The following is a 25,456-nucleotide window of genomic DNA, read 5'->3' on the forward strand; positions in this document are numbered from 1 at the left end:
ACCCCGCTCACTTGGTCAGCATTACGTATAGGCCGAGCAACGCCCCGGCCAGGACGAGGCCGAAGCAGGCGACGGCGACGACCGTTCCGGCCGCCCGCGCCGCGGACGTCCCGCTGCCCCGATCGGGGGCGTCGTACACCCGACCGGCGGCGAGAGCCGCGAGACCGAGGGCGTAGACGGCGACCAGCCCGGCGCCGCCCAGCAGCCCGGCGAGCAGCACCTTCCACAGCACGGCGAAGTCGATGTACTGGCTCATCCGACCGGCTCCTTCACTGGGACGAGACGCCCGGTCCACTCGGCGTTGACGTTGGCGTGGGTCACCGGCTCGCGCCGGGCGGCGAGGTAGAGACCGCCGGCCAGCAGCAGCATCACGGCGAACACGACGGCCGCGCCGCCGGCTCCGCCGATGGCGTCGGCGCCCAGCCACGCCGCCGCGCCCACGAGCGCGGCGGCCGGGAGCGTGACCAGCCAGGCCACGACCATGCGGCCGGCGAGGCCCCACCGCACCTCGCCGCGCTCCCCGGCGAGCCGCCTGCCGAGCCCCGCGCCGACCACCGAGCCGCCGGTCACGTGGGTCGTCGAGAGCGGAAGCCCGAAGTGGGTCGCGGCGAAGATGATCGCCGCCGAGGAGCCCTCCGCCGCGAATCCCTGCGGCGGCCCGATCTCGGTGAGGCCCTTGCCCAGCGTACGGATCACTCTCCAGCCGCCGGTGTAGGTGCCCAGGGCGATCGTCACCGCGCACGCGAGGATGACCCAGAACGGCGTGCCCGCGTCCGGGGCGATCGCGTGGTCGGCGACGAGGGCCAGCGTGATGACTCCCATCGTCTTCTGGGCGTCGTTGGTGCCGTGGGCGAGCGACACCAGGGACGCCGAGCAGAGCTGGCCGACGCGGAAGCCGCGCTCCCGCACGCCCCCGGGCGTCCCCCGGGTGATCCGATGGACGAGGAAGGCGCCGGCCGTCGCCACGAGGGCAGCGAAGACCGGTGCGAGGACGGCGGGGATCAGCACCTTCGACACGATCGCGGCGCCCTTGACGGCGGAGGCGCCCACGGCGATGAGCGTCGCCCCCGCCACGCCGCCGATCAGCGCGTGCGACGAACTGGAGGGGATGCCGAAGTACCAGGTCACGAGGTTCCAGGCCAGGCCGCCCACGAGACCGGCGAAGACGACGGTCAGCGTGATCGCGCCGCTGTCGACGATGCCGGTCGCGATCGTGGCGGCCACCTTGAGCGACAGGAACGCGCCGGCGAAGTTGAGCACGGCGGACAGTGCGACGGCCGCGCGCGGCGGCAGCGCACCGGTGGCGATGGACGTCGCCATCGCGTTGGCGGTGTCGTGGAAGCCGTTCGTGAAGTCGAACGCGAGCGCCGTGACGACGACGACGGCGAGAAGCGCTGTGTTGGCGTCCATGGCCCTCTACTGCACCCGTGGAGGCGCGCCAATCCCTTCGCCGCCGATGTTTTCGCGACGTTCACTCCCCGGCCCGCGTCCCGTCGACGGGTGCGGTGCGGGCGGGCCGGGAGACCTCGTCGAGGCGGGCGGCGACCTCCGGCGGCAGGTCGAGGTCGAGCCCGGCGAGGTTGTCGCGCAGCTGGTCCAGGGTGCGGGGCCCGACGACGACCGAGGTGACCCCCGGCCGCCGGCGCACCCAGGCCAGCGCCACCGCCGCCGGTGTGGCGCCCAGTCCGGCGGCCGCCTCGGCGACGTGCTCGGCGACCACGAGGTTGGGCTCGTTGAGCAGGCCGTCCGCCCAGGCGCGGGCCATGGGCATCGGCGACGCCCTGAGCCGGGCCATCCGGGTGCCGGGTCCGGGGGCCTCGCCCCGCCGGTAGCGGCCCGCCAGCACGCCGCCGCCGAGAGGCGACCAGACCAGCGTGCCGAGGCCGTGCCGCCGGCAGACGGGCAGGATCTCCGCCTCGATGCTCCGGGCCAGCAGGGAGTACTGCGGCTGGAGGGACACGAACGGCGTGCCGCCCGCCCGCTCCGCGGCCCACTGCGACTCCACGATCTGCGCCGCCGTGAAGTTGGAGCAGCCGATGTAACGCACCTTGCCCGAACGCACGAACCCGTCCAGGGTCGCCATGGTCTCCTCGATCGGAGTGGAGTCGTCCCACTGGTGGCACTGGTAGAGGTCCACGTGGTCGGTGCCGAGGCGGCGCAGGCTGCCCTCCAGCGCCCGGGTCAGGTGGGCCCGGGACAGCCCGCGGTCGTTGGGCCCGGGTCCTTGCGGCAGGAACGCCTTGGTGGCCAGCACGACGGAGTCGCGCCTGCCCCGGACGGCCCGTCCGACGACGCGCTCGGACTCGCCGCCGTTGTAGGCGTCGGCGGTGTCGATGACGTTCCCGCCCGCCTCCAGGAAGGCGTCGACGATCCGGGCGGCCTCCGTCTCGTCGCAGCCGCCGGACGAGCCGGGGTTCATGCCGGGTCGCGTGCCGACGTTCATGCCGAAGTTCATGGTGCCGAGGCACGCCGTGGAGACCTTGAGCCCCGAACGACCGAGTTGTGTGTGCCGCACTGCGCTCCCCCTTGTTCCCGAGAACCGGAACCGGCGTTCCGATTATGTCGCGGCAACATACGGAACTAATGTTCCGGTTGTCAACGCGGCATCGGGCCGCACAGGCGAGGAGGACGATGACCGGCGACGCCAGACCGCTGCGCGCCGACGCGCGGCGCAACCGGGCCCGGATCCTGGAGGCGGCCGAGACCGTCCTGGCCCGCGACGGGACGTCCGCGTCCATGCGCGCGGTCGCCCATGAGGCGCGGGTGGGGCTCGGGACGATCTACCGGCACTTCCCCGACCAGGAGGCCCTCTACCACGCGGTGATCGTCGAGGGCGTGCTGCGGCTCCTGGCGGAGGCGGAGACGCTGCCGGCCGACGCGGGCGAGGCCTTCTTCGGGTTCCTCGGGCGCGTCGTCGCCGGCGCGCGGCGGAGGAGGACCCCGGCCGACCTGCTGACCGCGGCCGGGGCCGATCCCAAGGCGGGGACGGCGGAGGCCGCCCGCGGCATGCGGAACGTGATCGAGCGACTGCTGCTGGCCGCGCAGGAGTCGGGCGCGGTCCGGCCCGACCTCCGCATGCCCGAGCTCCTGGCCCTGCTGTCCGCGGCGTGCCTGGCGGCCGAGCGCGACCAGTGGAGCGACGACCTGCTCGGCCGGGCGCTCGCCCTCCTCTTCGACGGCCTCCGCCCCCGCGGCTAGGTCCCCGCGTGGGGGTCCCGCGCGAACGCCACCGTGACCTCCAGGCCGCCTGCGGGCCCCGGTCGCGCCCGTACGGCGGCTCCGTGCGCGCGGGCGATGGACGCGACGATCGACAGCCCCAGCCCCGCGCCCTGCTCCCGGGTGGTGTGCAGCCGGCGGAACGGCTCGAAGAGATCGTGGAACCGCTCCTTCGGCACCTCCGGGCCCGTGTTGCGGACCGTCAGCACGCCGTCGGCGAGGGTCACGTCCACGGCCCCGCCGGAATGGTTGTAGCGCAGCGCGTTGTCGACGAGGTTGGTCACCAGCCGGTTCAGCAGGACCGGATCCCCCCACAGGACGAAGGGGGCGATCCGCGAGGTCACCGTCACGCCCGCCGGCCCCCGCCCGTTCTCGCCCGCGTCGGCCAGGGCGAACCGGACGATCTCGCCGAGCGCCACCGGGCTCCGCTCGCGCAGGCCGTGCCCGGCCTGCGCGAGGGCGAGGAGGGCGTCGATGAGGTGCTCCATGCGATGGTTGTGGAGCAGCAGCTTGGCGCGGATCTCCCCGACGTCCTCGGGCAGGCCGACCTCGATCGCCGTCCGCTGCACGGCCAGCGGGGTGCGCAGTTCGTGGGACGCGTTCGCGATGAACCGGCGCTGCCCCTCGACGGAGCGCTCCAGCCGGTCGAGCATGGCGTCGAACGTGTCGGCCAGTTCCTTCAGCTCGTCCTTCGGCCCGGTGAGGGCGATCCGCTCGTGGAGGGTGGACAGCGACAGCCGCTGCGCGGTGGCGGTGATCCGGTGGAGCGGCCGCAGGACGCGCCCCGCGACCACCCATCCCACCACCACGGACACCAGGGTCAGGACCCCGATCGTCAGCGCGCTCACGTCCCACTGGTAGTGGATGACGTCCCGCACCAGCTCGGACAGCGGCGGCGGCGGTTCCGGCTCGCCCAGGCGCGGGGCCGGAGCCGGACGCGGCCGCTCGGGCGGCAGCGGGAACCGCGCGATCCGCGTGTCCAGCGCCTGCCGCATCAGCGTGTTGACGATGATCAGCAGCACGACGGAGGTGAACAGGAACAGCCCGGAATAGATCAGCGTGAGCCGTACCCGGACCGTCGTCACAAGACGTAGCGAGCGAGCCGGAGGGGCGCGCCGCCGGTCTGGACTGAGGAGCGAGGGACGAGCGACGAGGGAAGACGGCGGGTGTGAGCGCCCCGACGGTGAAGCGGGAAACACGTCGGCGCCGGGGATGGTCTGGATGCAGGGCGGGTCGCCCAGCTTCGCCCGCAGACGGCTGACCACGACCCTGACCACCGTCGTGAACGGATCGACGTTCTCGTCCCACGCCTCCTCCAGCAGCCGTTCGGCGCTCACCACCGCGCCCTCCGCCCGCAGCAGGGTCTCCAGGACGGCGAACTCCTTGAGCGACAGATGCAGGTGCCGCCCGTCCCGGGACGCCTGGATGCGGTGCGTGTCGAGTGTGATCCCGTGCCGCGTCAGCACCGGCGGCACCTGCGACCTGCTGCGCCGCCCCAGCGCCCGCACCCGCGCGACCAGCTCGGCGAAGTCGAACGGCTTGGGCAGGTAGTCGTCGGCGCCCATGCCGAGGCCCGGAGGTCGCGTTCGTCCTCCGCCACCAGAACCCGCATGGGGTCTTCGTACCGCAGGAGGGGTAACAGCGGCGTCAACGATCTCGTTCACGGTCCTGAAACCCACTCCCGGCCACGCTGACGACATGATCAGAACGTTCTGCTCCGCCGTCCTGCTGACGGCCTGTGCCCTGGCTCCGGGGTCGTCCCCCGCGACCGCCGCCGACGGCGGACGCTGCGCCACGCCGTCCGGACCCCCGCCCGCGTCCTCGTCGCCGACGACGGTGAACACGCTCCGGCAGGCGTACGAGTGCGTGCTGGACAACTACTACAGCGGGCCCGTGCTGGACTCGAAGATCCTGCTGCGGGACGCCCTCGCCGCGTACACCCAGGACCTGGTCCGGCGGGGGGCGGACGCGCCGGGCCTCCGCCTGCCCGCCCTGACCGGGGACCGTGACGCCGACTGGGCCGCCGTCGCGGAGGTGCTCGGCACCGGGGACACACGAGCCCTGGCGGCCGCGATCACCGGCATGGTCGCCGGACCGCACGACAACCACGCCCGGGTGGACAGGATCACTCCCCCGTCGGAGGACGGACCGGTGGGGACGGGCATCGCCGGCCTGTCGGCCGCGCAGGGCGGGCGGCTGGACCCGGCCGCCCGGCCGCCGCTGTTCGTCACCCGCGTCCTGCCCGGCAGCCCGGCGGAGAGGGCCGGCATCCGGCCCGGCGACATCATCGAGAAGGTCGACGGCATACCGGCGTTCATCGGGGACAGGGTGAACCAGAGCCTCGTCGACACGTTCGCCTCCGGCACCGTGCGGCTCACGCTGAAGCGGCCCACGACGGGACGCGTCCGGACCGTGAAGCTCATGGAGGGCCCCGTCGAGGAGCAGAAGCGGGCGGTGACGTCGAAGACGCTCCCCGGCGGCGTCACCTACGTCAAGGTGCCCGGGTTCTTCCAGGGCGCGGCCGACCAGGTCGTCGCCGCGTTGAAGAGCACGCCGAAGGCGGCGGTCCTCGACCTCCGCGGCAACGGCGGCGGGTCGCCGCGCGAGGTGACGCGGCTGCTCGGCGCGTTCGCCCACGGCAGGGTGACCAGTTACTTCTGCCCGCTGAAGGGTGACTGCACGGCCAACCGCACCGACGGCTCCGTCCCGCTGCTCGGGCTGCGCCTGGTCGTGCTCACCGACCGCGCGTGCGCCTCGGCCTGCGAGGACTTCAGCGGGGCCGTGAAGGACAACGGCCTGGGCGCCCTCGTCGGGACCCGCACCGCGGGGGTCGTCTCCGGCCCGTCCGAGCCGTACCTGCTCGACGACGGCAGTGTGCTGCTGCTGCCCAAGGTCCGGCACCTCGGTCCGGCCCGGGAGATCATCGACACCGTCGGTGTCCCCGTCGACCACTACGCGCCCATGACGGCCCTCGACCTGGCCAAAGGCCGCGACCCCGGGCTCGCCAAGGCGCTGAGCCTCCTCTGAGGCCGCCGGGTCTCCCATGACGAAGGGCCCGGGAGACGGTGGTCTCCCGGGCCCCTCGGACGCGTGGTTCTACAGCGTGAGGCCGGTGAGCACCATGACCTTCTCGTAGGTGAGGTCCTCCATGGCCGAGCGCAGCCCCTCTCGGCCCACGCCCGACTCCTTCACCCCGCCGTACGGCATCTGGTCGGCCCGGTACGACGGCACGTCGCCGATGACGACACCGCCGACCTCGAGCTCCCGGTTGGCCCGGAAGGCGACGTCGAGGCTGCGGGTGAAGACCCCCGCCTGCAGGCCGTACCGGGAGTCGTTCACCAGGGCGAACGCCTCGTCGACGGAGGCCACCCGCTGCACGGTCATGACCGGCCCGAAGACCTCCTCACAGGTGACCTTCGCGCCGGCGGGGACGTCGGCCAGCACGGTGGGGGCGATGGTCGCGCCGTCGCGGGTGCCGCCCGCCAGCAGGCGTGCCCCGGCCGCCACGGCCTCGTCGACCCACTTCTCGACGCGGATCGCGGCGTCCTCGCTGACGAGGGGACCGACCTGCGTCTTCTCGTCGGCCGGGTCGCCGGTCACGAGGCCGCCGACGGCGCCGACCAGCTTCTCGGTGAAGGCGTCGGCGACCGAGTCCTCCACGATCACGCGCTGCACCGCGATACAGCTCTGGCCCGCCTGGTAGTTGGAGAAGAGCGCCACCCGGCTCGCCGCCCAGTCGAGGTCGGCGTCGGCGAGCACGACCGCGGCGGCGTTGCCGCCGAGTTCGAGCGTGACGTGCTTGCGCGGCACGCTGTCCAGGATGGAGTAGCCGACCGGCCCCGAGCCGGTGAAGGAGACGACCGGCAAGCGGGGGTCCTCCACCAGCGAGGCGGCCCGGTCGTTGGAGACCGGCAGCACGGAGAACACGCCCTCCGGCAGGTCGGTCTCGGCGAGGATCTCACCGAGCACGAGCGCCGACAGCGGGGTCGCGGGGGCGGGCTTGACCACGATCGGCGCGCCCACGGCGATGGCGGGGGCGACCTTGTGCGCCACCAGGTTGAGCGGGAAGTTGAAGGGCGTGATCGCCAGCACCGGTCCGTACGGCACCCGGGAGACGTAGGCGAGCCGTCCCTGCGCCGCGGGCTCGGTGTCGAGCCGCTGCACGTCGCCGCTGAACCGGCGGGCCTCCTCGGCGCCGAAGCGGAAGGTGGAGACGGCCCGGCCGACCTCGCCCCGAGCCCAGAAGATCGGCTTGCCGTTCTCGGCGCTGATCAGCTGGGCGATCTCCTCGGCGCGCTCGCTCAGCCGCCGGGCCACGTGGGCCAGCGCCTCGGCGCGTACGTGGATGGGCAGCGCGGCGGCCTGTCCGCGCACCGCGTGCGCGGCCGCGACGGCCTGCTCGACCTGGTCGGGCGTCGGGACCGAATGGACGCCGACGACCCTTCCGTCGTGCGGGTTGGTCACGGTCTGCTCGGCGTCTCCCGTGGCGGGACGACCGGCGAGCCAGAAGGGGCGGGGATCGGAAGTGCGGCTCACGTCCATGTCTTCACGCTATGACCGCTGACGGGACCCGGCTCTACTCCGGACAGGCCAATCGCCGTTCTCCGGCGCGCCATCGTGGACAACTCCGGCGAGATGTCACAGATGAGCGGCGATTTCATGATGTTTTCTGTTTCTCGGCGGTTTGAAAGCCGAGCGGCATGGTTAAGTCATCTTCCGGGTCTGTCGCGGGACCCCCACAATCAGAAGGGCTCGTCGCTGATGGGTACGCCGGCGCCGCTCGGTCTTCAGGGTGCCTACGCACGCGGCCATCGGAGCAATTACGACGAGTTGCGCACGCGCCTTCTCGATGTCGCCAACGACCTGCTCGCCTCCGCGGGCCCGGAGAGCCTCACCGTACGCAGGATCGCGTCCGAGGCCGGCTGCTCCACCCAGCTGATCTACACGATGTTCGGCAGCAAGGAAGGCCTGGCCGAGGCGCTCTACCTGGAGGGCTTCGAGCGGTTCCGCCGCAGGCTGGAGGCCGTGCCGCACCGCGCCGACCCGATGGAGCACCTCAGCCTGCTGGGTCCCGCCTACCGCGAGGCCGCGCTGTCCGAGCCCGGCTACTACAGCCTGATGTTCGAGCGGGCCATCCCCGGGTTCGTGCCGAGTGAGCGCGCCCGCACCCTGGCGAGGGCCGCGCTCAACATCGTCGACCGGGTGATCGCCGACTGCATCTCCGCCGGCCGCCTCGTGCCGACCCAGCCCCGGAAGGTCGCCGACACGCTGTGGGCGGCGGCGCAGGGCGCGCTCAGTCTGGAACGTGCCGGGCACCTGCCGGACGGCAAGACCTACGAGATCGTGACGACCGCGGCCATCCGCGCGTTCATCGCCCGCCCCCAGGCCTGACCCGCCACGGTCGGACACGCGCCGTCACAGGCTCAGCGCGATCCAGAGTTCGGCGCGTACGGCGGGGTCGTCGAGGTCGCGCCCGAGCAACTCGCTCACCCGCTTCATGCGGTATCGCAGCGTGTGCCGGTGCACGCCGAGACGCTGCGCGGCGGCGTCCCAGTGCCCGTTGCTCGCCAGATAGGCACGCAGCGACTCGACGAGGTCGGCGCGGGAGCCGTACTCGCGCAGCGGCGCGAGGATCGCGGCGGCGAACGACGCCGCGGCGTCCGGATCCAGCAGCGACAGCAGCCCCTGACCGGCGAGTTCGGTGAACCGTGCCACCGGCGAGGCCGAGGCGAGCGCCCGGCGGGCCTGGTCCAGCCCGACGGCGAGATCCAGCCGGGGCCCGCCTCCGGCCGCGGGTGCGGCGCCGCCCACGGCCTCCGCCTCCGCGCCGCCCGGGCCGATCCGCACGCCTTGTCCCGATGACAGGTCCACGCCGGGCGCGCCGGCGCCGACCCGGCCGTAGCGTGCGGCCAGCGCGATGACCTCCTCCGCGTACGCGTCCGGAGCCGGGACGACGAGCAGGCCCTCCCAGGGAGCGGTGAAACAGGCGGGCGCCGCGCCGCTCAGCGCCTCGGTCAGCGCGTCCGGATCCGAGGTCTGGCAGACCAGGACCGTGACCGGCTCGGCGGGCAGCCGCATGCCGAGGGCCGCCAGCGTCCGCGCCGCGGCGCCGGTCTCACCGGCCAGCAGCAGCCGCAGCACCGCGGCGCGCACCTGCGCGGCGGCGGCCCGCTGCTCCCTGCCCTGTTCCAGGGCGAGCGTCAGCAGGGACCCGGCCGCGTTGACGACCGTGTGCGCGATGGGCGAGAACGGCCGCGGGGAACCCACCGCGAAGAATCCCCGGCGGCCCAGCGGCTGGACGACGACGTGCTCGTCCGGGGTGGCCAGCGCGAGGCTCGCCGGGGACGGCGCGCTCCGCAACCGGGCGATCTCGGGCTCCAGCGACCGGGCCGTCTCCCGCGCCCAGTCCTCCACCGGGCCGTCCTGACCCGGCCCGTGTCCACCGGGCCCCCCGCCACCCGGTCCCTGTCCGCCGGGTCCCTGTCCGCCAGGTCCTGCGCGGCCGGTCGCGTCGGCGGCGTGCCGTACGGCGCCGGAGGGGTCGAACAGCAGCGCCCAGCCGCCGATCTCCCTGGCCAGCCGGTCCACCACCGCCACCGGCCCCCGGCGCCGCAGGGCGGCCCGGGTCAGCCGGCCCTGCGCGGCGAAGGCGCGGCTGATCTCCTCGTACTGCTCCCCCGCCAGCAGGTCGCTGACGGCCTTGCCGATCGCGATGAAGGGGGTGTCCCTCGGCACCTCGACCAGCGGCAGCCCGGCGGACTCGGCCGCCTCGGCGAACCCCGGCGGGACGACGTCGTGACTCAGCCCCACGCCGAACCCCAGCCCCGTGACGCCCCGGGCCACGAGCCGGGAGACGTACGGGCCCGCGTCGGCGCCGGACAGGCGCATGCCGGTGGTGAGCACGAGTTCCCCGCCTTCGAGGAACGGGGTGGGGTCCTCCAGTTCGCTCACGGCGACCCATCGCACGGGACGGTCGAGCCCGTTCCTCCCGGCCAGAACCTCCAGGTGGAGCGGTACGATCGCCGTGATCCGGCGCAGCGTGGGTGCCACGGCCCCCTCTCCCCCGGCGGCTTGTGCGCACCGGCTAAAAGCGCGCCTACATTCTGACATAGCGGCATATCGGCGGGTGGTGGCGGTAGCCGTAGCGTCTCGGATATGAGCACTGCGACCACGCACGGCGGCCCGCAGCTCCCCCAGGAGCGCCGCCTCGTCACCGAGATCCCCGGCCCGCGGTCCCGCGAACTGTTCGCACGCAAGCAGTCGGCCGTGCCTCCGGGCATCGGCACCACCCTGCCCGTCTTCGTGACCCACGCGGGCGGCGGTGTGATCGTCGACGCGGACGGCAACTCCCTGATCGACTTCGGCTCGGGCATCGCCGTGACCAACGTCGGCAACGCCGCGCCGCGCGTGGTCGAGCGGGTGCGCAAGCAGGTCGCCGACTTCACCCACACCTGCTTCATGGTCGCGCCGTACGAGTCGTACGTGGCGGTCTGCGAGAAGCTCAACGACCTGACCCCCGGTGACCACGACAAGCGCACGTTCCTGGTGAACAGCGGCGCGGAGGCCGTCGAGAACGCGGTCAAGGTCGCCCGGCACGCCACCGGCAGGCAGGCGGTCGTCGTGTTCGACCACGGCTACCACGGCCGCACGCTGCTCACGATGTCGCTGACGGCCAAGAGCATGCCGTACAAGCACGGATTCGGCCCGTTCGCGCCTGAGGTGTACCGGGTGCCGCTCGCCTACCCGTTCCGCTGGCCCACCGGCCCGGAGAACTGCGCCGAGGAGGCCGCGGCGCAGGCGATCGACATGATCAACAAGCAGGTCGGCGCGGAGAACGTCGCGGCGGTGCTCATCGAGCCGATCGCGGGTGAGGGCGGGTTCATCGAGCCGGCCCGCGGGTTCCTGCCGAAGATCGTGGAGTACTGCCGGGCCAACGGCATCGTCTTCATCGCCGACGAGGTCCAGACGGGCTTCGCCCGGACCGGCCACCTGTTCGCCTGCGAGGACGAGGGCATCGTCCCGGACATCATCTGCACCGCCAAGGGCATCGCCGGCGGCCTCCCGCTGGCGGCCGTGACCGGCAGGGCCGACCTGCTCGACCACGTCCACACCGGCGGGCTCGGCGGCACGTACGGCGGCAACCCCCTCGCCTGTGAGGCGGCCCTGGGCGTGCTGGAGACCATCGAGGAGGAGAAGCTCGTCGAGCGGGCCCGGCACATCGGCGAGGTCATGCTTCCCCGTCTCCGGGCCATCCAGGAGCGCAACCCCGTCATCGGCGACGTGCGCGGGCGCGGCGCGATGATCGCGATCGAACTCGTGGTCCCCGGGACCAAGGAGCCCTACCCGGCCGGCGAGATCGCGCGCAAGTGTCATGAGCAGGGACTTCTCGCGCTCACCGCCGGGACCTACGGCAACGTGCTGCGCTTCCTGCCGCCGCTGGTCATCCCCGACCACCTGCTGGAGGAGGGCCTCTCCATCCTGGAGAAGGCGCTCAACATCGACTAGCCGTTTCAAACGGATCAAAAGGGGCACCCGTTATCCTCCAGGGTGTCCCTTTTGTTGTCGTACGGCTTGCGTTATGCCTGGATTTAACCATCACTTGGCCCGACTCGCGCCGATCACGAAGGGTAACCGCGTTATAACGGTTCCGATAGGCGATCGAGGGGGGACTTTGATGAGCTGGAACCCGAACGGCGCCGAGCGGCTCATGCTGACGTTCGACCCTGCCGGTCTGACCACCACGCAGCGCGACGGCGACGCCTGTGTCGTCTGCCACAAGAAGTGGCCCCGCCCCCGGATCAAGGTCGGGATGCTGCCCGACAACGCCCCCGTACACGCCTGCGACGACTGCGCCGAGGCCCTGCTGCCCGCGCCCGAGGGCAAGGTGCCGCTGCCCCGCCGCTCCCGGGCGGCCATGTCCTGACCATCACACGTGTCAGCGGCTCCCTTCCGGATCGACGTTGATGTTCTGGTCGAACAGGTTCGCGGGGTCGTAGAGGCGCTTGACGGCCGCGAGCCGCTCGCGGGTGCGGGCCGGGTAGACGGCGGCCACGTCGTCCTTCGACGGCTCGCTCAGGAAGTTGCCGTACGCCCCGCCGGTGTGGGGGGCCAGCCCGCGCCACAGGGCTTCGAGGTTCTCCCGGACCGGCGCGTGCTCCGCCTGACCGCCCAGCACGACCGTGGTCAGCAGGACCTCGGCGTCCCGGTGGGCGAAGGCGGTGGCCCCGGCCGGCACGCGGCCCATCGCCCCGCCGAGGGCCCGCAACTCCACCACCGTCATCGGGATGCCGCCCACGCGCGACACGAGCGTGTCGATCAGCTCGTCGGTGCAGGACCGGGCGAACCGGTTGCGCAACTGCGCGTGCCAGGCCGGCCGCGGTCCCGGCGGGGTCTCCACCAGCAGGTCCGCGTACGGCTGGACCGCGACCTCCACGCTGAGGGCGTCGCCGAGCCGGGTGAGAGGCTCCACGGCGTCGTGGTCGCCGCCGGCCTGGCAGGCGGTGATCACCACCGTGGGCGGGGCGTCGTCGCCGGACGCGGGAGACAGCTGCGCGGTGGACGTGAGCTCGTCGCCCGCCGACCGCATGACGTCGCGCCAGCCCCTGAGCACCCGGGCCGCCTGGCTCGCCGGATAGACGATCCGGGCGAAGGTCACCTCCCGCTCCCGCGTGGCGGCGACCTCGAACGTGGTCACCACGCCGAAGTTGCCGCCGCCGCCGCGGATCGCCCAGAACAGGTCGGGGTGCTCCGTCACGCTCGCCCGGACGATCCGGCCGTCGGCGGTCACCACTTCCGCGGCGACGAGATGGTCCAGGGCCAGGCCGTGCTTGCGCACCATCCAGCCGATGCCGCCGCCGAGCATCAGCCCGCCGACACCCACCGCCGCGGTGTCTCCCGAGGAGACGGCCAGGCCGTACGGCGCGAGCGCGCGGGCCACCTCGCCCCAGCGCGCACCGGCGCCGATCCGCACGATGTCGTCCAGGCCGCCGAACACCTCGACACCGTCGATGAGCCCAAGGTCGATGACCAGCCCGCCGTCGTTGGTGCCGAACCCCGCGCCGTGGTGCCCGCCGCTGCGCACCGACAGCGTCAGGCCCTCCTCCGTCGCGAACCGCACGGCCTGCGCGACCTCCTCCGCGTCGCGGCAGCGCACGATGTACGCGGGGCTGCCGGTGCCGCCGGAGGTCCGGCGCAGGGTCTCGTACGCCTCGTCACCGGGCAGCACGATCTCGCCGGTGAGGGAGGGAGCATATGCGAGCGTCATCGTCGTGTCCTTCTTCGTCTCGGTGGGACCGCCATGGGCGGCACTCACTGAGGAGCCGGAGCGGAGCTCGCGCCCCCGACATCCACACGCCGATTCTTTCCGCCGCCACCGACAAAATCGGGGCCCTCAGAGCCCTCCGCGTACGCGGGGGGTCACGGCGCGATGCGTGACCAGCGCTCCACCCACTTGTCGTACGCCTCCGGGCGCACGGCGAAGTAGACGTCCTTGAACGCCCGGGGCTCTCCGACCTCGTAGTCGGCGCAGATCCGGCGGGCCGCGCCGGTGCACGCCTCGGGGTTGGCCGGGGCGAGGCCCATCCAGGCCGACACCTTCCGCTGCACGTCGGCCGAGGCGGTGAAGTCGAGCCACTTGTACGCGCAGGACGGGTGGGGAGCGTCCGCCGACAGCATCCAGGCGTCGGCCCAGCCGGTCACCGGCCGGTCCCCCGCCACCTTGACGGGCTTGCGCCCGTGGCTGAGCACGTCCGCGTGGTACGGCGTGGCCTGCGCGAGCCGCACGGACCCGGTCGCGAAGGCCTGGACGACCTCGATGGGGTCGTGCCAGAAGAGACGGCCGCCCTCGTCGCCCGAGCGGAACAGCGCGGCGGCGGCGTCGAGCTGCTCGTCGGTGAGGTCGAACGGGTCCTCGATGTCGGCGCCGCGCTCCTTGAGCACCAGCGCGGCGTCCGCCAGCGACAGCGGGCGGTCGCGGAACATCACCGGCCCCTTGTCCTCGAACAACGACTCCGGTCCGGCCGAGCGGACCTTGCCGGAGTCGTAGAGGACCTCGTTGGTCGCCCAGACGTACGGCACGCCGTACACCTGCTCGCCACGGGTCACCGAGGGCAGCGTGCGCAGCCGCTTGGGGATCTTGTCGTAGCCCGCGAGCAGGGCGGTGTTGAGCGGAGCGGCCTTACCCTCCGCCATCAGCCTGCCGCCCACCTCTGGCGTCGCGGAGACCACGTCGAAGGACGCCGGCGCGAAGTCGCCCGGCTTCTCCTCCTGGCGGGGGTCGTAGATCCGGAGGCTGACCTTGCAGCCCGTCTCCTTCTCGAACGTGCCGATCCACTTCACCTTGGGATCGACGCCGCCCCACTCGGCGTACCCGTCGAGCGCGACCACGCTGACCGTTCCCTCGCCCGGCCCGAGCGAGGCCGCGGGTGTGGGCGTGGCGGCCGAGGCGGACGGGCCGGGGCCGCTGGAGGCCGTCGCCGACGCGGCCGCCGCGGAGGCCCCCGGCGTGACCGTCTCCGTCCCCGGCGCGGAACGGCTGCCGCAGGCGGTGAGCAGCCCGGCGGACACCACCGCCACGGCCACGTGTGTACGGCGCACGCACGACCCCCAGGGAAGAGACGGACGTCCCGAGCCTACTGGCCCGGCCCCCCGGGACGGCCCGCTCACCCCGCGTGGCCGCTACCGTGCGGATCTCAGGCGTTGGTGGGGAATCCGAGGTTCACCCCGCCGTGGGAGGGGTCGAGCCACCGGGAGGTGACGACCTTGCCCCGGGTGTAGAAGTGGACCCCCTCGGTGCCGTGCACGTGCGTGTCGCCGAACAGCGAGGCCTTCCAGCCGCCGAAGCTGTAGAACGCCATCGGCACCGGGATCGGCACGTTGATGCCGACCATGCCGACCTCCACCTCGTTCTGGAAGCGCCGGGCCGCGCCGCCGTCGTTGGTGAAGATCGCCGTGCCGTTGCCGTACTCGCCGGTGTTGATCAGCTCCAGGCCCTCCTCGTACGAGCGGACCCGCACGATCGACAGCACCGGACCGAAGATCTCCTCGCGGTGCACGCGGGAGTTCGGCGGCACGTGGTCGAGCACGGTGGGGCCGAGCCAGAAGCCGTTCCCCCGGTCCCCGCGCACCGGGGTCTCCCGGCCGTCGACCACGAGTTTGGCCCCCTCCTCGACGCCGAGGTCGAGGTACGACTCCACCTTGTCGCGGTGCGCCGCGGTGACCAGCGGGCCCATCTGCGACTCGGGGTCGGTGCCCGGGCCGACGGTCAGGTCGCGCACCCGCGACACGATCTTCTCGACCAGGGCGTCGCCGACCGGGTCGACGGCGAGCACCACGGAGATCGCCATGCACCGCTCCCCCGCCGAGCCGAAGCCCGCCGAGACGGCCGAGTCGGCGACCAGGTCGAGATCGGCGTCGGGCAGCACGAGCATGTGGTTCTTGGCGCCCCCGAGGGCCTGCACCCGCTTGCCGTGGGCCGTCCCGGTCTCGTACACGTACCTGGCGATCGGTGTGGAGCCGACGAACGACACCGCCCGTACGGCCGGGTGCTCCAGCAGCCGGTCGACCGCGACCTTGTCGCCCTGGACGACGTTGAACACGCCGTCGGGCAGCCCCACCCGCCGCCAGAGGTCGGCGATGAGCAGCGACGCCGAGGGGTCGCGCTCCGAGGGCTTGAGCACGAACGTGTTCCCGCAGGCGATGGCCACCGGGAACATCCACATCGGCACCATCGCCGGGAAGTTGAACGGAGTGATGCCGGCGACCACCCCTAGCGGCTGGCGGATCGAGTAGGAGTCGACGCGGGTCGAGACGTTCTCCGAGTAGCCGCCCTTGAGCAGGTGGGGAATGCCGCAGGCGAACTCCACGACCTCCAGGCCGCGGGCCACCTCGCCCAGCGCGTCGGAGTGGACCTTGCCGTGCTCGGCGGTGATCAGCGCGGCCAGTGCGTCGCGGTGCGCGTCCATCAGCTCGCGGAACCGGAACAGCACCTGCGTGCGCTTGACCAGCGAGGCGTCCCGCCAGGCCGGGAAGGCCCGCGCGGCCGCGTCCACGGCCGCGTCGACCTCCTCGGCCGAGGCGAGCGCCACCCGGCCGCTCACCTCACCCGTCGCCGGGTCGAACAGCTGGGCCGTACGAGCGCCCTCGCCGGTGAGGATGCCCCCGATCCAGTGGTCAACGTGCTTCATCGTCGACGGTCTCCAGAGCGGTGACGAGGATGCCCAGGCCCTCGCGGGCCTCATCCTCGGTGAGGGTGAGCGGCGGGGCCATGCGCAGCGTGCTCCCGTACAGGCCGCCCTTGCCGGCGAGCAGGCCGAGCTTCTTGGTCTCCTCCATGAAGCGGGCGGCCAGCGCGGGGGCCGGCGCTCCGGTGGCGGGGTCGACCAGGTCGACGGCGAACATCAGGCCGCGGCCCCGGATGTCGCCCACGACGGCCAGCCGCCCGGCCGCCTCGCGCAGCCCGGAGATCAGGATGTCGCCGGTGCGCGCCGCGTTGGCCTGCAGATCGTGGTCGAGCACGTAGTCGAGCGTCGCGTTGGCCGCCGCCATCGAGATCGGGTTGCCGCCGAAGGTCGACACCCCGATGGCGGGCAGGCCGTCCATGAGGTCGCCGCGCGCGACGACCCCGCCGACCGCGAAGCCGTTGCCGAGCCCCTTGGCGAAGGTCATCATGTCCGGCGTCATGCCGTGGTTCTGGATGCCGAAGAACGCCGAGCCCGTACGGCCCCAACCGGTCTGCACCTCGTCGCTGACGAACAGGATGCCCTCCTCGTCGAGCACCTCCTTGTACGCGGCGAACAGCCCGTCGGGGGCCGCGGTGAAGCCGCCGACGCCCTGGACGGGCTCGGCGATCAGCGCGGCGACGTTCCCGGCGACGGCGGTGGCGAGCACGTGGCGCAGGTCGTCCACGCAGGCGGCGATGTAGTCGGCGTCCGACATGCCGCGGAACTGCGTGAGGTGGCGGTCGGCGCCGTGCAGGAAGTGCACGTTGAGCGGCGACAGCGAGTTGTTCTTCCAGGCGCGGTTGGAGGTGACGCTGATCGCGCCGAACGACCGGCCGTGGTAGCTCTGCCGCATCGCGAGCACCTGGTCGGAGCCGCGGGCGTAGGTGGCCAGCAGCAGGGCCGTCTCGTTGGCCTCGGTGCCGGAGTTGGTGAAGAAGACCTTGGCGTCCGGGATGCCCGACAGGCGGGCGATCTTCTCAGCCAGTTCGACCTGGGTCCGGAGGAGGTACAGCGTCGAGGTGTGGACGACTCCGGTGGCGAGCTGTCGCTCGACGGCCTCCCGCACCTCGGGCACGTCGTACCCGATCATGTTGGTGAGGATCCCGGCGAAGAAGTCGAGGTAGCTCTTCCCGTCCGCGTCGACGACCCGGTTCCCCTTGCCGCTGACGATCTCGATGGGCTCGTTGTAGTAGAGGGCCATCCAGTTGGGCATGACCGCGCGATGGCGCGCGAGAAGGTCCGACATGTACTGAGTATCCCGGCTGACGGGCGGAGACTCACCCGTCAGCCTGTCGGGACACACCAGAATCCGCTTACACAGTGCCAATCGTCACCGGTTCCGTGCCGGCGGCGGGAGCGGCGGTCTTCCGGCGCAGGACCAGCAGCGCGACCAGGGCCGCCGTGAGCGAGCAGCCCGCCCCGACCCACGATCCCGCGGACATCGCCGACACGAACGCCGCACGTCCGGCGGCGGCCACCGACGGATCGCCCAGGGTCACCGCGGCGCCGATCGACTCGCGCGCCGCCGCCGGAGCCGATGCCGGCATGGCCGAGGTGTAGGCCGCGGCGAGCACGCTGCCGAGCACCGCCACGCTCAGCGCCATGCCGACCTGCTGCACCGTGTCGTTGAGCGCCGAGCCCACCCCGGCGTGGTCGGGGGGCACCGCGCCCATCAGCGTGGCGTACGCCGCCGGGCCGGCCAGTCCTCCGCCGGCCCCCATGACCAGCAGACCGGCGATCATCGTGCCGTACCCGCCGGTGAGCGTGGACAGCAGCGCGAACCCGGCGGCCATCACGACAAGGCCCGCGACGATCAGCGTCCGGTTGCTCACCTTCTTGCCGAGCGCCGCGCCCAGGCCGTTGAAGAGCGCCGCGGCCACGACGTACGGCAGCAGCGCGAACCCGGCGGTCAGCGGGTCGTAGCCGAGGACGAACTGCAGATACTGCGTGAGGGCCAGCATCAGCGCCCCCGCCCCGAACGACAGCAGCACGACGGAGAAGCACGCGCCGCTGAACGAGCGGTCACGGAACAGGCCGAGCGGCAGCATCGGGTGCGGGTTGCGGCGCTCCCACAGCACGAACGCCGCCAGGGCGAGCGCCGAGACCACGACGACCACCGGGTTGAGTCGGCCTCCCGGCGCCGAGATGACGGCCCAGACCAGGCCGCCCATCCCCGCGACGGACAGGATCACGCCGAGCGGGTCCGCCCGCCGCGCGACGCCGTACGTCTCGGGCATGAGCGTGACGGCGGCGACGATCGCCAGGATCGCGATCGGCACGTTGAGCAGGAAGACCGATCCCCAGTAGTAGTGCCGGAGCAGGAACCCGCCGAGCGTGGGACCGGCGACGACGCCCACCATGGCGACAGAACTCCACACCGCGATGGCCTTGCGCCGCTCGCTCTCGTCGAAGACGGTGATCAGGATCGACAGGGTGGACGGCATGACGCAGGAGCCGCCGACGCCCATGAGGGCGCGGGCCCCGACGAGCTGCCAGGGCTCGGTGGCCAGGGTGGCGGCCAGCGAGGCTCCGCCGAAGAACGCCAGGCCGATCACGAGCATCCGCCGCCTGCCGTACCGGTCGGACAGGCTGCCCGCGGTGAGCAGCAGCCCGGCGAAGACCAGTACGTACGCGTCGATGATCCACTGCACGTCCTGCGGGGAGGCGCCGAGATCGCGCATGAGCGACGGGATCGCGAGGTTGAGCACGGTGTTGTCCACGACCAGAGTCAGCAGGCTCAGGCACAGGACCCCGAGGATCCACCATCGGCGGGGGTGGGACATGTATGTCTCCTCGTACAGTGTGCGAGTTGTTTCGCACACTGTACGACGGCGTCGAACACTGTGCGAGGGAATATCGTGGGGCCGTGTCACCGAAGCCGTTCTCCTCCGTCTGGACCCGCGAGCGCAGGGGAACGCGCGAGCAGGGCCTCAGCCGCGACCAGATCGTCCGCGCGGCCGTGGAGCTGCTCGACGCCGAGGGCCTCGACGCGCTCAGCATGCGCAAACTGGGCGCCCGCCTGGGCGCGGGGGCGACCAGCCTCTACTGGCACGTGGCGAACAAGGACGAACTGATCGAGTTGGTCATGGACGAGGTCTACGCCGCCGTGGTGCTGCCGGAGGACGCGGACTGGCGGGAGACCACGAGAGTCTTCGCGTACGGCATGCGGGGGGCGGTCTTCGCCCACCCCTGGAGCGCCGGCCTGATCGGGGTGGTTCCCGCGCTCGGGCCGAACGCGCTCACCGCCGCCGACCGGCTGATGGGCGCGTTCGTCCGCGCGGGCTTCCAGGGCGTCGACGTCGACTACGCCTGCACGGCCGTCGTGTCGTACACGCTCGGCGCCACGATTCCCGAGGTCGCCTTCCTCGGCACGCTGGAGAACTCCGGTCAGAGCGTCGCGAACCTCCAGGCCGCGGTCGAGCCGGTCCTGATGAAGGCCGTGGCCGACCGGCCCAACCTGCTGGAGCGCTTCAGCGCCTACAGCAACATGGACTACGACCCCCTCGTCGCCCGCCGGCTCGCCTTCGAGTTCGGGCTGACCGCTCTGCTCGACGGGCTGGACAGGCACAGGACGGGCGGCTCCTGACACCGGGCCCGCATACTGTCATGTTCGGGCGGGTCATCCTTACATAATGATCAGGTAGCCTCGGACCATGCTCCCCACGGTCGCCGACGTGCTCGCCCTGGACACGGTGCGGCGCGGCAAACCCCGGGTGGTGGCGGGCGGCGACCGGCTCGACACCCGGGTCCGCTGGGTGCACGTCGGCGAGGTCCACGACATCGCGCATCTGCTGCGCGGCGGCGAACTCGTCCTCACGACCGGGGTGGCGCTGCCGGAAGAACCCGGCAGTCTGGCCGACTACGTCGGCGAACTGGCCGAGGTGGGCGCCTCCGGCCTGATCGTGGAACTCGGCCGCCGGTTCGTCCGCGAGCTGCCGGGGGCGGTGGTCAGGGCCGCGGAGGAGCACGGGCTGCCGCTCGTCACGCTGGCCCGCGAGACGCCCTTCGTGCAGATCACCGAGTCGGTCCACGCGCGGATCATCGACGACCAGCTCCAGGAGCTGCGGGCCTCGGAGCAGCTGCACGAGGTCTTCACCGAGCTGTCGGTCGAGGGCGCATCCCCGGGGGAGGTGCTGAACCAGGTCGTCCGGTTCTCCGGCCGCCCGGCGTTGTTGGAGAACCTCGCCCACCAGGTGCTGGCCTGCGACGCCGCCGGAGGCGACACCGGCACCGTACTGGCCAACTGGGAGGCCAGGTCGCGCGCGGTCATGCCGTCCGAGCGGACCGCCTACGACGCCGCCGCCGGATGGCTGGTGACGATGGTCGGGGCCCGGGGCCAGGACTGGGGACGGCTCATCCTGCTGTGCGACGGCCCGCCCAGCCCCCGCGACATCGTGCTCGCCGAACGCGCCGCGACCACCCTCGCGCTCAGCCGCCTGCTGGAGCGGCACCAGGAATCCCTGGAGCGGCAGGCGCACGGCACGATACTCACCGGCATCCTCACCCACGCCTACGCCGACCCCGACGAGGCCGCCGCGCGGGCCCGGGCCGTCGGCGTCCCGCTCACCGGCCGCCGGCTGGTGAGCGCCGTCATCCGCCTGGCCTCCCCGGCCGGCCCGGCCCCGGTCAGCACAGTCCCGGTCAGCACGGTCCCGGTCGGCACGGTCCCGGCCGGCACCGCGCTGGGTGAGCAGGCGAGGCTCGGCGAACTGGCCGAGGCCGGCGCCGCCGCCTGCCGCGAGGCCAGGCTGCCCGCGCTGGTGGGGGCGCTCGACCAGAGCAGCGTGGGGGTGCTGCTGCCGCTGCCGCCCCGTACGCCCGCCGAGACGGCGCTCGGCGCGCTGGCCGAGCGCCTGCGGGCCGGGTTCGTCACCCCGTTCGTGCTCGCGGCCGGCTCCGTCGTGGAATCGATCAAGGACGTCCGGCGCAGCTTCCTGGAGGCCGAGCAGGTCGCCGAGGTCGCGGTGCGCCAGCCCGACGGGCGGCCGTTCTACCGCCTGCCCGATCTGCGGCTGCGCGGACTGCTGCACCTGCTGCGGGACGACGCGCGGCTCCAGACCTTCGCCGAACGCGAACTCGGCGCCCTGCTCGCCCACGACGCGCAGCGGCACGGCGACCTGACCAGGATCCTGCGCGTCTACCTCGACTCGGGCCGCAACAAGGCGGTGGCCGCGCAGCGGGCCCACCTGTCCCGGCCCGCCTTCTACGACCGGCTGCGGCGGCTGGAGCGCGTCCTCGACACCGACCTCGACGACGTCGAGTCGTGCCTGTCGCTGCACGTCGCGCTGCTGGCCCTGGAGACCTTCCGCCGCGAAGGCGGCTGAGCGCGATCCGGCCGCACCGGCCCGCGGTGGACAACTGCCCGTGGAGATGCCACAACCGAAGCGTAGGTATGTCGTCCCGCGTGTAAGACTTCGCATCCGCTACTGTTCGCGCACTCGCGATCACGCAGCGAATCGTGCTTATCTCGAAGCGTGCCCACGATGAACGAACCCCGAATCAGCCCGGCCGTGGTGGTACGGGCCCTGTCCGCGCGTTTCCCCGGCTGGACCATCTGGTGGGGCCAGGCCACCACGCACTACTGGGGCATGTTCCGGCGGCCCGACGGGCTGCTCGTCCACATCGAGGCCCGCTCCGCGCAGGAGTTCGTCCAGCGGGCCCGGGAGATGGACACCCGCGCCTCCCGAGGTCCCGCGTGACACAGGCGGATGCATTCGCGGATTTCGGGCCTAATGTTCCTTTAGTCCGATTTTCTCGGAGGGTTCCGGCGGCTTCACGTCGCAATTTGATGCCCTTTGGCGCGTTCGCCTCCACATCGGGCGTCAGCCTCGCCACGATGGTCCCGTAAGGATCACCAATGGGGAGTAAACCGCATGAGACGCCGCCTGATCGCCGGGGCCGCAGTACTGGCCCTGACGACGACCATCCCTCCGGCCCCGGCAGCCGCCGAACCCGTCGCCGGTCTGCCGACGACGAGCTTCCCCCTCGGCGCGCCCGGGATACCGAAGTCGGCGGCGAAGAGCCTCGGGCCCGGCATCAGCTACTTCACGCTCCGGCACGGCAGCACGAAGGACGGGTACACGGTCAGCGTCGTCGTGGCGGGCAAGGACTTCATGTCCGAGTCCAACGCGCAGGCCCAGGCCGAGGCCGTGCAGGCCGCCGGGTTCACCCCCACGGTGGTGAAGTTCACCCGGCCCGCGGTGGCCGACTTCCCCGCCGGCGACTACTACATGGTCCGCGTCGGCGGCTGGCCGCTCAGCCAGAAAGCCGAGGCCGCCAAGGTCGTCAAGCAGCTCAAGGACGCCGGCGTGAACACGAAGGTGGACTTCCAGGGCGACGACGGGTTCGTCACGACCGGCCCCTGGAGCGTGCGGGTCATCGTGGTCGATCCCCGCACCTTCCGCGGCTCCTACCGGTCCTCGGTGGGCACGAGCGTCGCGAAACGGGAGAAGGTCTCGGCGATGGCCACCGCCGCCAAGGCCGTGGCGGCGGTGAACGGCGGATTCTTCGACATCCACACGCTCCCCGCCTTCCGCGGCGACCCCACCGGCATCTCGGTCGTGGGCGGGAAACTGCTCAGCGAGGCGGTCCCCGGCCGCGTCGGCCTGGTCCTGAAGGGCCGTACGGCCCGGGTCACCGAGTTGTCCTCCTCCGTGGTCGCCCGCGCGGCCGATGGGGCGACCGTCCAGGTGGCCGGCCTCAACCGGGTTCCGCAGCCGGACGAGGTCGTCCTCTACACCGAGGAACTCGGGCGGGAGACCCCGAAGGACGACGGGATCGAGGCGGTCCTCGACGCGACGGGCAAGGTGCTGGCCATCCGTGACGCCGGCGGCAAGGTCACCCGTGGCATGCGGGTCCTGCACGGCGTCGGAGCGGGCGCCGACTGGCTGTCGGAGCACGTGACCGAGGAGACCACGATCAAGGTCTCGACCCGGGTCACCGACCTGCGGACGAAGAAGGCCGTCCCGCTGACGCCGGAGACGAACATCATCGGCGGCGCGGTGGGCCTGGTCCGCGGGGGCAGGACGACGATCACCCCAGGCCGGGACGGCATGGCCAACACCAACATGATCCTGCGCCGTCACCCCCGGACGCTCGCCGGCGTGACCCGCAACGGCAAGCTCGTCATCGCGGTCGTGGACGGCCGCGATCCCGGCGGCACGATCGGCGCGTCGTTCTTCGAGGCGGCCGAGCTCATGCGCTGGCTCGGGGCGCGCGACGCGATCAACCTGGACGGCGGCGGGTCGAGCGCCATGGTCATCGGCAAGAAGGTCGTCAACCACCCGTCCGACGGCGTGGAGCGGGGGGTCGGCGACGCCCTGCTGATCGTCGGCGCGCCCTGAGCGTGGGACGAGCCCTTACGGCCGGCGCCCGGACAGGAGGCGGGTGACGGCGTCGTCGTCGCAGGTGTCCCAGAACGCCCCGACGGTGTCTTCGAGGTGGTCGAACGAGGCCGCCTCGAAGAGCACCTCCTGATACTTGGTGATGTCGTACTTTGTGGTACCCATCGCGGCGAGGTCGAGCGGCCGGATGTCCATCCCGCGGAACTCCTCGATCTCGCCGTACGAGCTCAGCAGCCCCGCGCCGTACGCCCTGAGCTCGCCGTCCTCCCGCATGACGCCGAACTCCAGCGTGAACCAGAACACCTTGGAGACGAACTCCAGCGCCTCGGTGGTCTCCATCCGCCGCGCCGCCCGCCCGGCGGCCCGGTACAGCTCCGCGAACCGGGGCGAGGCGAGGGTGTTGCCGTGGCCGATCACCTCGTGGATGACGTCCGGTTCCGGCGTGTAGAAGGGCACCGAGTGGTGCCGGATGTACTGCGTGGAGTGGAACAGGCCGTCGGCCAGCACGCCGTAGAACTCACGGAGCGGCACCAGCCCGGCGGCAGGCAGGTAGCGGAATCCGGTGAGCGGATGGAGGAGGTCGCTGACCTCCTGAAGCTGCGGAATCCGGTGCTCGGGCAGCCCGAGCCGCTCCGCCGCGCGGAGGAACTCGCGCACCGCGTACTTGTGGTGCTTGACCGCCAGTTCCTTGGTGACGAGCGCCCATACGTGGTGCTCCTCGTCGGTGTACTCGGCGACGGGAATCGGGTCGCCGGGAGTGTGGCCGAGCGCCAGCGCCGCGATCGCGTTGCGCCGCTCCCGGTAAACCTGGTCCGCGAACCCCGGGTGGCTGGTGGCCAGCTCGACGACGACGGAACCGTCATCCTTCGTCGCCACCGGAGCGAAATACTGCGCTTCCTCGAACATACTTCTATATGACAGCAAGTCACCCTTGCAGTGGCAAGAGTGACCAGTTGTAGTGGGCGAATCGCCCAAAAATGATCGTTCCCGCGCCGCCGCACTGGTCGAATCGCCCACTCCGGGCGTACCCTCGGCGCATGCTCGACGCGCTCGACAGCCGGCTGCTGACCACCATGCGGGCTCATCCCCGCATCGGGCTCACCGAACTGGCCCGCCTGCTCGGCGTGGCCCGGGGCACCGTGCAGGCGCGCGTGGAGAAGCTGACCGCGCGTGGAGTGATCACGGACTTCGGCCCAGCCATCGCGACCGAGGAGATCGGTTATCCCATCCTCGCCTTCGCCTCCCTGCAGATCGCACAGGGCCGGCTGACGGAGGCGGTGCACACGCTCGCCGAGATCCCGGAGATCCTGGAGGTGTACGGCACGAGCGGGCAGGCCGATCTGCTGTGCCGGGTGGTCGCCCACAGCACACCGCACCTACAGGAGATCATCGCCCGGATCCTGGCCTCCCCGGCCGTCCGGCGGTCGGACACGACGATCGCCCTGTCGACCCAGATTCCCTACCGCGTCGAACCTCTGCTGAAGGCCGCGGTCAGACCGGACACACCGTGACGGCCGGTATTTGGGCACAAAAAAAGGGGGGTCATCCCGTACGGGATGACCCCCCTCAAAAAATTGTCCGGCGGCGTCCTACTCTCCCACACCGTCCCCGGTGCAGTACCATCGGCGCTGGTAGGCTTAACTTCCGGGTTCGGAATGTAACCGGGTGTTTCCCCAC

Annotated in this window: 22 protein-coding genes, 1 rRNA gene and 1 pseudogene; 10 read left to right on the top strand and 14 right to left on the bottom strand. The window is 72.1% G+C overall.

Features of this window, described 5'->3' with window-relative positions; all coding sequences use genetic code 11:
* Positions 1 to 7 precede the first annotated feature (7 nt).
* From HHX33_RS13560 to HHX33_RS13570, 3 genes are all read right to left on the bottom strand, one after another.
* Positions 8 to 256 (bottom strand): hypothetical protein, encoded by a 249-nt coding sequence (locus HHX33_RS13560; RefSeq protein ID WP_182874878.1) that lies wholly within the window; start codon positions 254 to 256, stop codon positions 8 to 10.
* Positions 253 to 1,410 carry an inorganic phosphate transporter gene (locus HHX33_RS13565; protein WP_182874879.1) on the bottom strand — a complete coding sequence of 386 codons (1,158 nt, stop codon included), beginning with the start codon at positions 1,408 to 1,410 and terminating at the stop codon, positions 253 to 255. The genes HHX33_RS13560 and HHX33_RS13565 overlap by 4 nt, the downstream gene beginning before the upstream one ends.
* 61 nt (positions 1,411 to 1,471) lie before the next feature.
* Positions 1,472 to 2,515: an aldo/keto reductase gene (locus HHX33_RS13570; protein WP_182874880.1), complete on the bottom strand. Its 1,044-nt coding sequence runs from the start codon at positions 2,513 to 2,515 to the stop codon at positions 1,472 to 1,474.
* 116 nt (positions 2,516 to 2,631) lie between these two features.
* Here HHX33_RS13570 and HHX33_RS13575 point away from each other — a divergent pair, with 116 nt between their 5' ends.
* Positions 2,632 to 3,198: a TetR/AcrR family transcriptional regulator gene (locus HHX33_RS13575; RefSeq protein ID WP_182874881.1), complete on the top strand. Its 567-nt coding sequence runs from the start codon at positions 2,632 to 2,634 to the stop codon at positions 3,196 to 3,198.
* Here HHX33_RS13575 and HHX33_RS34965 read toward each other — a convergent pair.
* Together HHX33_RS34965 and HHX33_RS37690 are read right to left on the bottom strand one after the other, a co-directional pair.
* Entirely contained in the window at positions 3,195 to 4,211 is a 1,017-nt protein-coding gene (locus HHX33_RS34965; RefSeq protein ID WP_220501801.1) for a sensor histidine kinase, read from the bottom strand. The genes HHX33_RS13575 and HHX33_RS34965 overlap by 4 nt on opposite strands.
* 207 nt (positions 4,212 to 4,418) lie before the next feature.
* A pseudogene (locus HHX33_RS37690) lies at positions 4,419 to 5,012 on the bottom strand (winged helix-turn-helix domain-containing protein); the annotation flags it as partial.
* Here HHX33_RS37690 and HHX33_RS13585 point away from each other — a divergent pair.
* Positions 4,915 to 6,243: a S41 family peptidase gene (locus tag HHX33_RS13585; protein ID WP_182874883.1), complete on the top strand. Its 1,329-nt coding sequence runs from the start codon at positions 4,915 to 4,917 to the stop codon at positions 6,241 to 6,243. The pseudogene HHX33_RS37690 and the gene HHX33_RS13585 sit on opposite strands and share 98 nt — an antisense overlap.
* Positions 6,244 to 6,312: 69 nt before the next feature.
* Here HHX33_RS13585 and HHX33_RS13590 read toward each other — a convergent pair whose 3' ends face one another.
* Positions 6,313 to 7,758, bottom strand: a complete 1,446-nt coding sequence (locus HHX33_RS13590; RefSeq protein WP_182874884.1) for an aldehyde dehydrogenase family protein — start codon at positions 7,756 to 7,758, stop codon at positions 6,313 to 6,315.
* Positions 7,759 to 8,046: 288 nt separating this feature from the next.
* Between HHX33_RS13590 and HHX33_RS13595 the strand changes: the two genes are divergently transcribed.
* Positions 8,047 to 8,607: a TetR/AcrR family transcriptional regulator gene (locus tag HHX33_RS13595; RefSeq protein WP_259402408.1), complete on the top strand. Its 561-nt coding sequence runs from the start codon at positions 8,047 to 8,049 to the stop codon at positions 8,605 to 8,607.
* Between the two features lie 24 nt (positions 8,608 to 8,631).
* Here the strand turns inward: HHX33_RS13595 and HHX33_RS13600 are convergent, their stop codons facing one another.
* Positions 8,632 to 10,266 (bottom strand): PucR family transcriptional regulator, encoded by a 1,635-nt coding sequence (locus HHX33_RS13600; RefSeq protein WP_310741359.1) that lies wholly within the window; start codon positions 10,264 to 10,266, stop codon positions 8,632 to 8,634.
* A gap of 105 nt (positions 10,267 to 10,371) precedes the next feature.
* Here HHX33_RS13600 and gabT point away from each other — a divergent pair, with 105 nt between their 5' ends.
* Both gabT and HHX33_RS13610 read left to right on the top strand, forming a co-directional pair.
* Positions 10,372 to 11,721, top strand: coding sequence for a 4-aminobutyrate--2-oxoglutarate transaminase (gene gabT / locus HHX33_RS13605; protein ID WP_111699307.1), 1,350 nt, complete (start codon positions 10,372 to 10,374; stop codon positions 11,719 to 11,721).
* Positions 11,722 to 11,890: 169 nt separating this feature from the next.
* Entirely contained in the window at positions 11,891 to 12,139 is a 249-nt protein-coding gene (locus HHX33_RS13610; protein ID WP_182874886.1) for a hypothetical protein, read from the top strand.
* Between the two features lie 12 nt (positions 12,140 to 12,151).
* Here the strand turns inward: HHX33_RS13610 and HHX33_RS13615 are convergent, their stop codons facing one another.
* From HHX33_RS13615 to HHX33_RS13635, 5 genes are all read right to left on the bottom strand, one after another.
* Complete coding sequence (locus HHX33_RS13615; RefSeq protein WP_182874887.1) at positions 12,152 to 13,480, bottom strand: FAD-binding oxidoreductase; 1,329 nt, start codon at positions 13,478 to 13,480, stop codon at positions 12,152 to 12,154.
* A gap of 152 nt (positions 13,481 to 13,632) precedes the next feature.
* Positions 13,633 to 14,811 (bottom strand): extracellular solute-binding protein, encoded by a 1,179-nt coding sequence (locus HHX33_RS13620; protein WP_182874888.1) that lies wholly within the window; start codon positions 14,809 to 14,811, stop codon positions 13,633 to 13,635.
* Between the two features lie 95 nt (positions 14,812 to 14,906).
* Complete coding sequence (locus HHX33_RS13625; RefSeq protein WP_182874889.1) at positions 14,907 to 16,400, bottom strand: CoA-acylating methylmalonate-semialdehyde dehydrogenase; 1,494 nt, start codon at positions 16,398 to 16,400, stop codon at positions 14,907 to 14,909.
* Positions 16,387 to 17,682, bottom strand: coding sequence for an aspartate aminotransferase family protein (locus tag HHX33_RS13630; RefSeq protein ID WP_182874890.1), 1,296 nt, complete (start codon positions 17,680 to 17,682; stop codon positions 16,387 to 16,389). The genes HHX33_RS13625 and HHX33_RS13630 overlap by 14 nt, the downstream gene beginning before the upstream one ends.
* 67 nt (positions 17,683 to 17,749) lie before the next feature.
* A complete protein-coding gene (locus HHX33_RS13635; protein WP_182874891.1) occupies positions 17,750 to 19,219 on the bottom strand; it encodes an MFS transporter in 1,470 nt (489 codons plus the stop codon).
* Positions 19,220 to 19,302: 83 nt separating this feature from the next.
* Here HHX33_RS13635 and HHX33_RS13640 point away from each other — a divergent pair, with 83 nt between their 5' ends.
* The 4 genes from HHX33_RS13640 (at position 19,303) to HHX33_RS13655 (ending at position 23,779) form a co-directional block, all read left to right on the top strand.
* A complete protein-coding gene (locus tag HHX33_RS13640) occupies positions 19,303 to 20,022 on the top strand; it encodes a TetR/AcrR family transcriptional regulator C-terminal domain-containing protein (protein ID WP_310741360.1) in 720 nt (239 codons plus the stop codon).
* A 67-nt stretch (positions 20,023 to 20,089) separates the two neighbouring features.
* The gene (locus tag HHX33_RS13645) at positions 20,090 to 21,760 is read left to right on the top strand and encodes a PucR family transcriptional regulator (RefSeq protein ID WP_182874893.1); all 1,671 of its coding nucleotides are present in this window, start codon (positions 20,090 to 20,092) and stop codon (positions 21,758 to 21,760) included.
* A 159-nt stretch (positions 21,761 to 21,919) separates the two neighbouring features.
* The gene (locus HHX33_RS13650) at positions 21,920 to 22,135 is read left to right on the top strand and encodes a hypothetical protein (protein WP_182874894.1); all 216 of its coding nucleotides are present in this window, start codon (positions 21,920 to 21,922) and stop codon (positions 22,133 to 22,135) included.
* 174 nt (positions 22,136 to 22,309) lie between these two features.
* Positions 22,310 to 23,779 (top strand): phosphodiester glycosidase family protein, encoded by a 1,470-nt coding sequence (locus HHX33_RS13655; RefSeq protein WP_182874895.1) that lies wholly within the window; start codon positions 22,310 to 22,312, stop codon positions 23,777 to 23,779.
* Between the two features lie 15 nt (positions 23,780 to 23,794).
* On the opposite strand, the gene HHX33_RS13660 is transcribed toward HHX33_RS13655, so the two are convergent.
* Positions 23,795 to 24,655 (bottom strand): phenylalanine 4-monooxygenase, encoded by an 861-nt coding sequence (locus tag HHX33_RS13660; RefSeq protein ID WP_310741361.1) that lies wholly within the window; start codon positions 24,653 to 24,655, stop codon positions 23,795 to 23,797.
* 161 nt (positions 24,656 to 24,816) lie between these two features.
* Here HHX33_RS13660 and HHX33_RS13665 point away from each other — a divergent pair, with 161 nt between their 5' ends.
* The gene (locus HHX33_RS13665; RefSeq protein WP_111699293.1) at positions 24,817 to 25,290 is read left to right on the top strand and encodes an Lrp/AsnC family transcriptional regulator; all 474 of its coding nucleotides are present in this window, start codon (positions 24,817 to 24,819) and stop codon (positions 25,288 to 25,290) included.
* A gap of 65 nt (positions 25,291 to 25,355) precedes the next feature.
* Here HHX33_RS13665 and rrf read toward each other — a convergent pair.
* Positions 25,356 to 25,456: ribosomal RNA gene (gene rrf / locus HHX33_RS13670) — 5S ribosomal RNA — on the bottom strand; the annotation flags it as partial.

The organism is Microbispora sp. H10670 (assembly GCF_014161385.1).
Lineage (GTDB): Bacteria > Actinomycetota > Actinomycetes > Streptosporangiales > Streptosporangiaceae > Microbispora > Microbispora triticiradicis.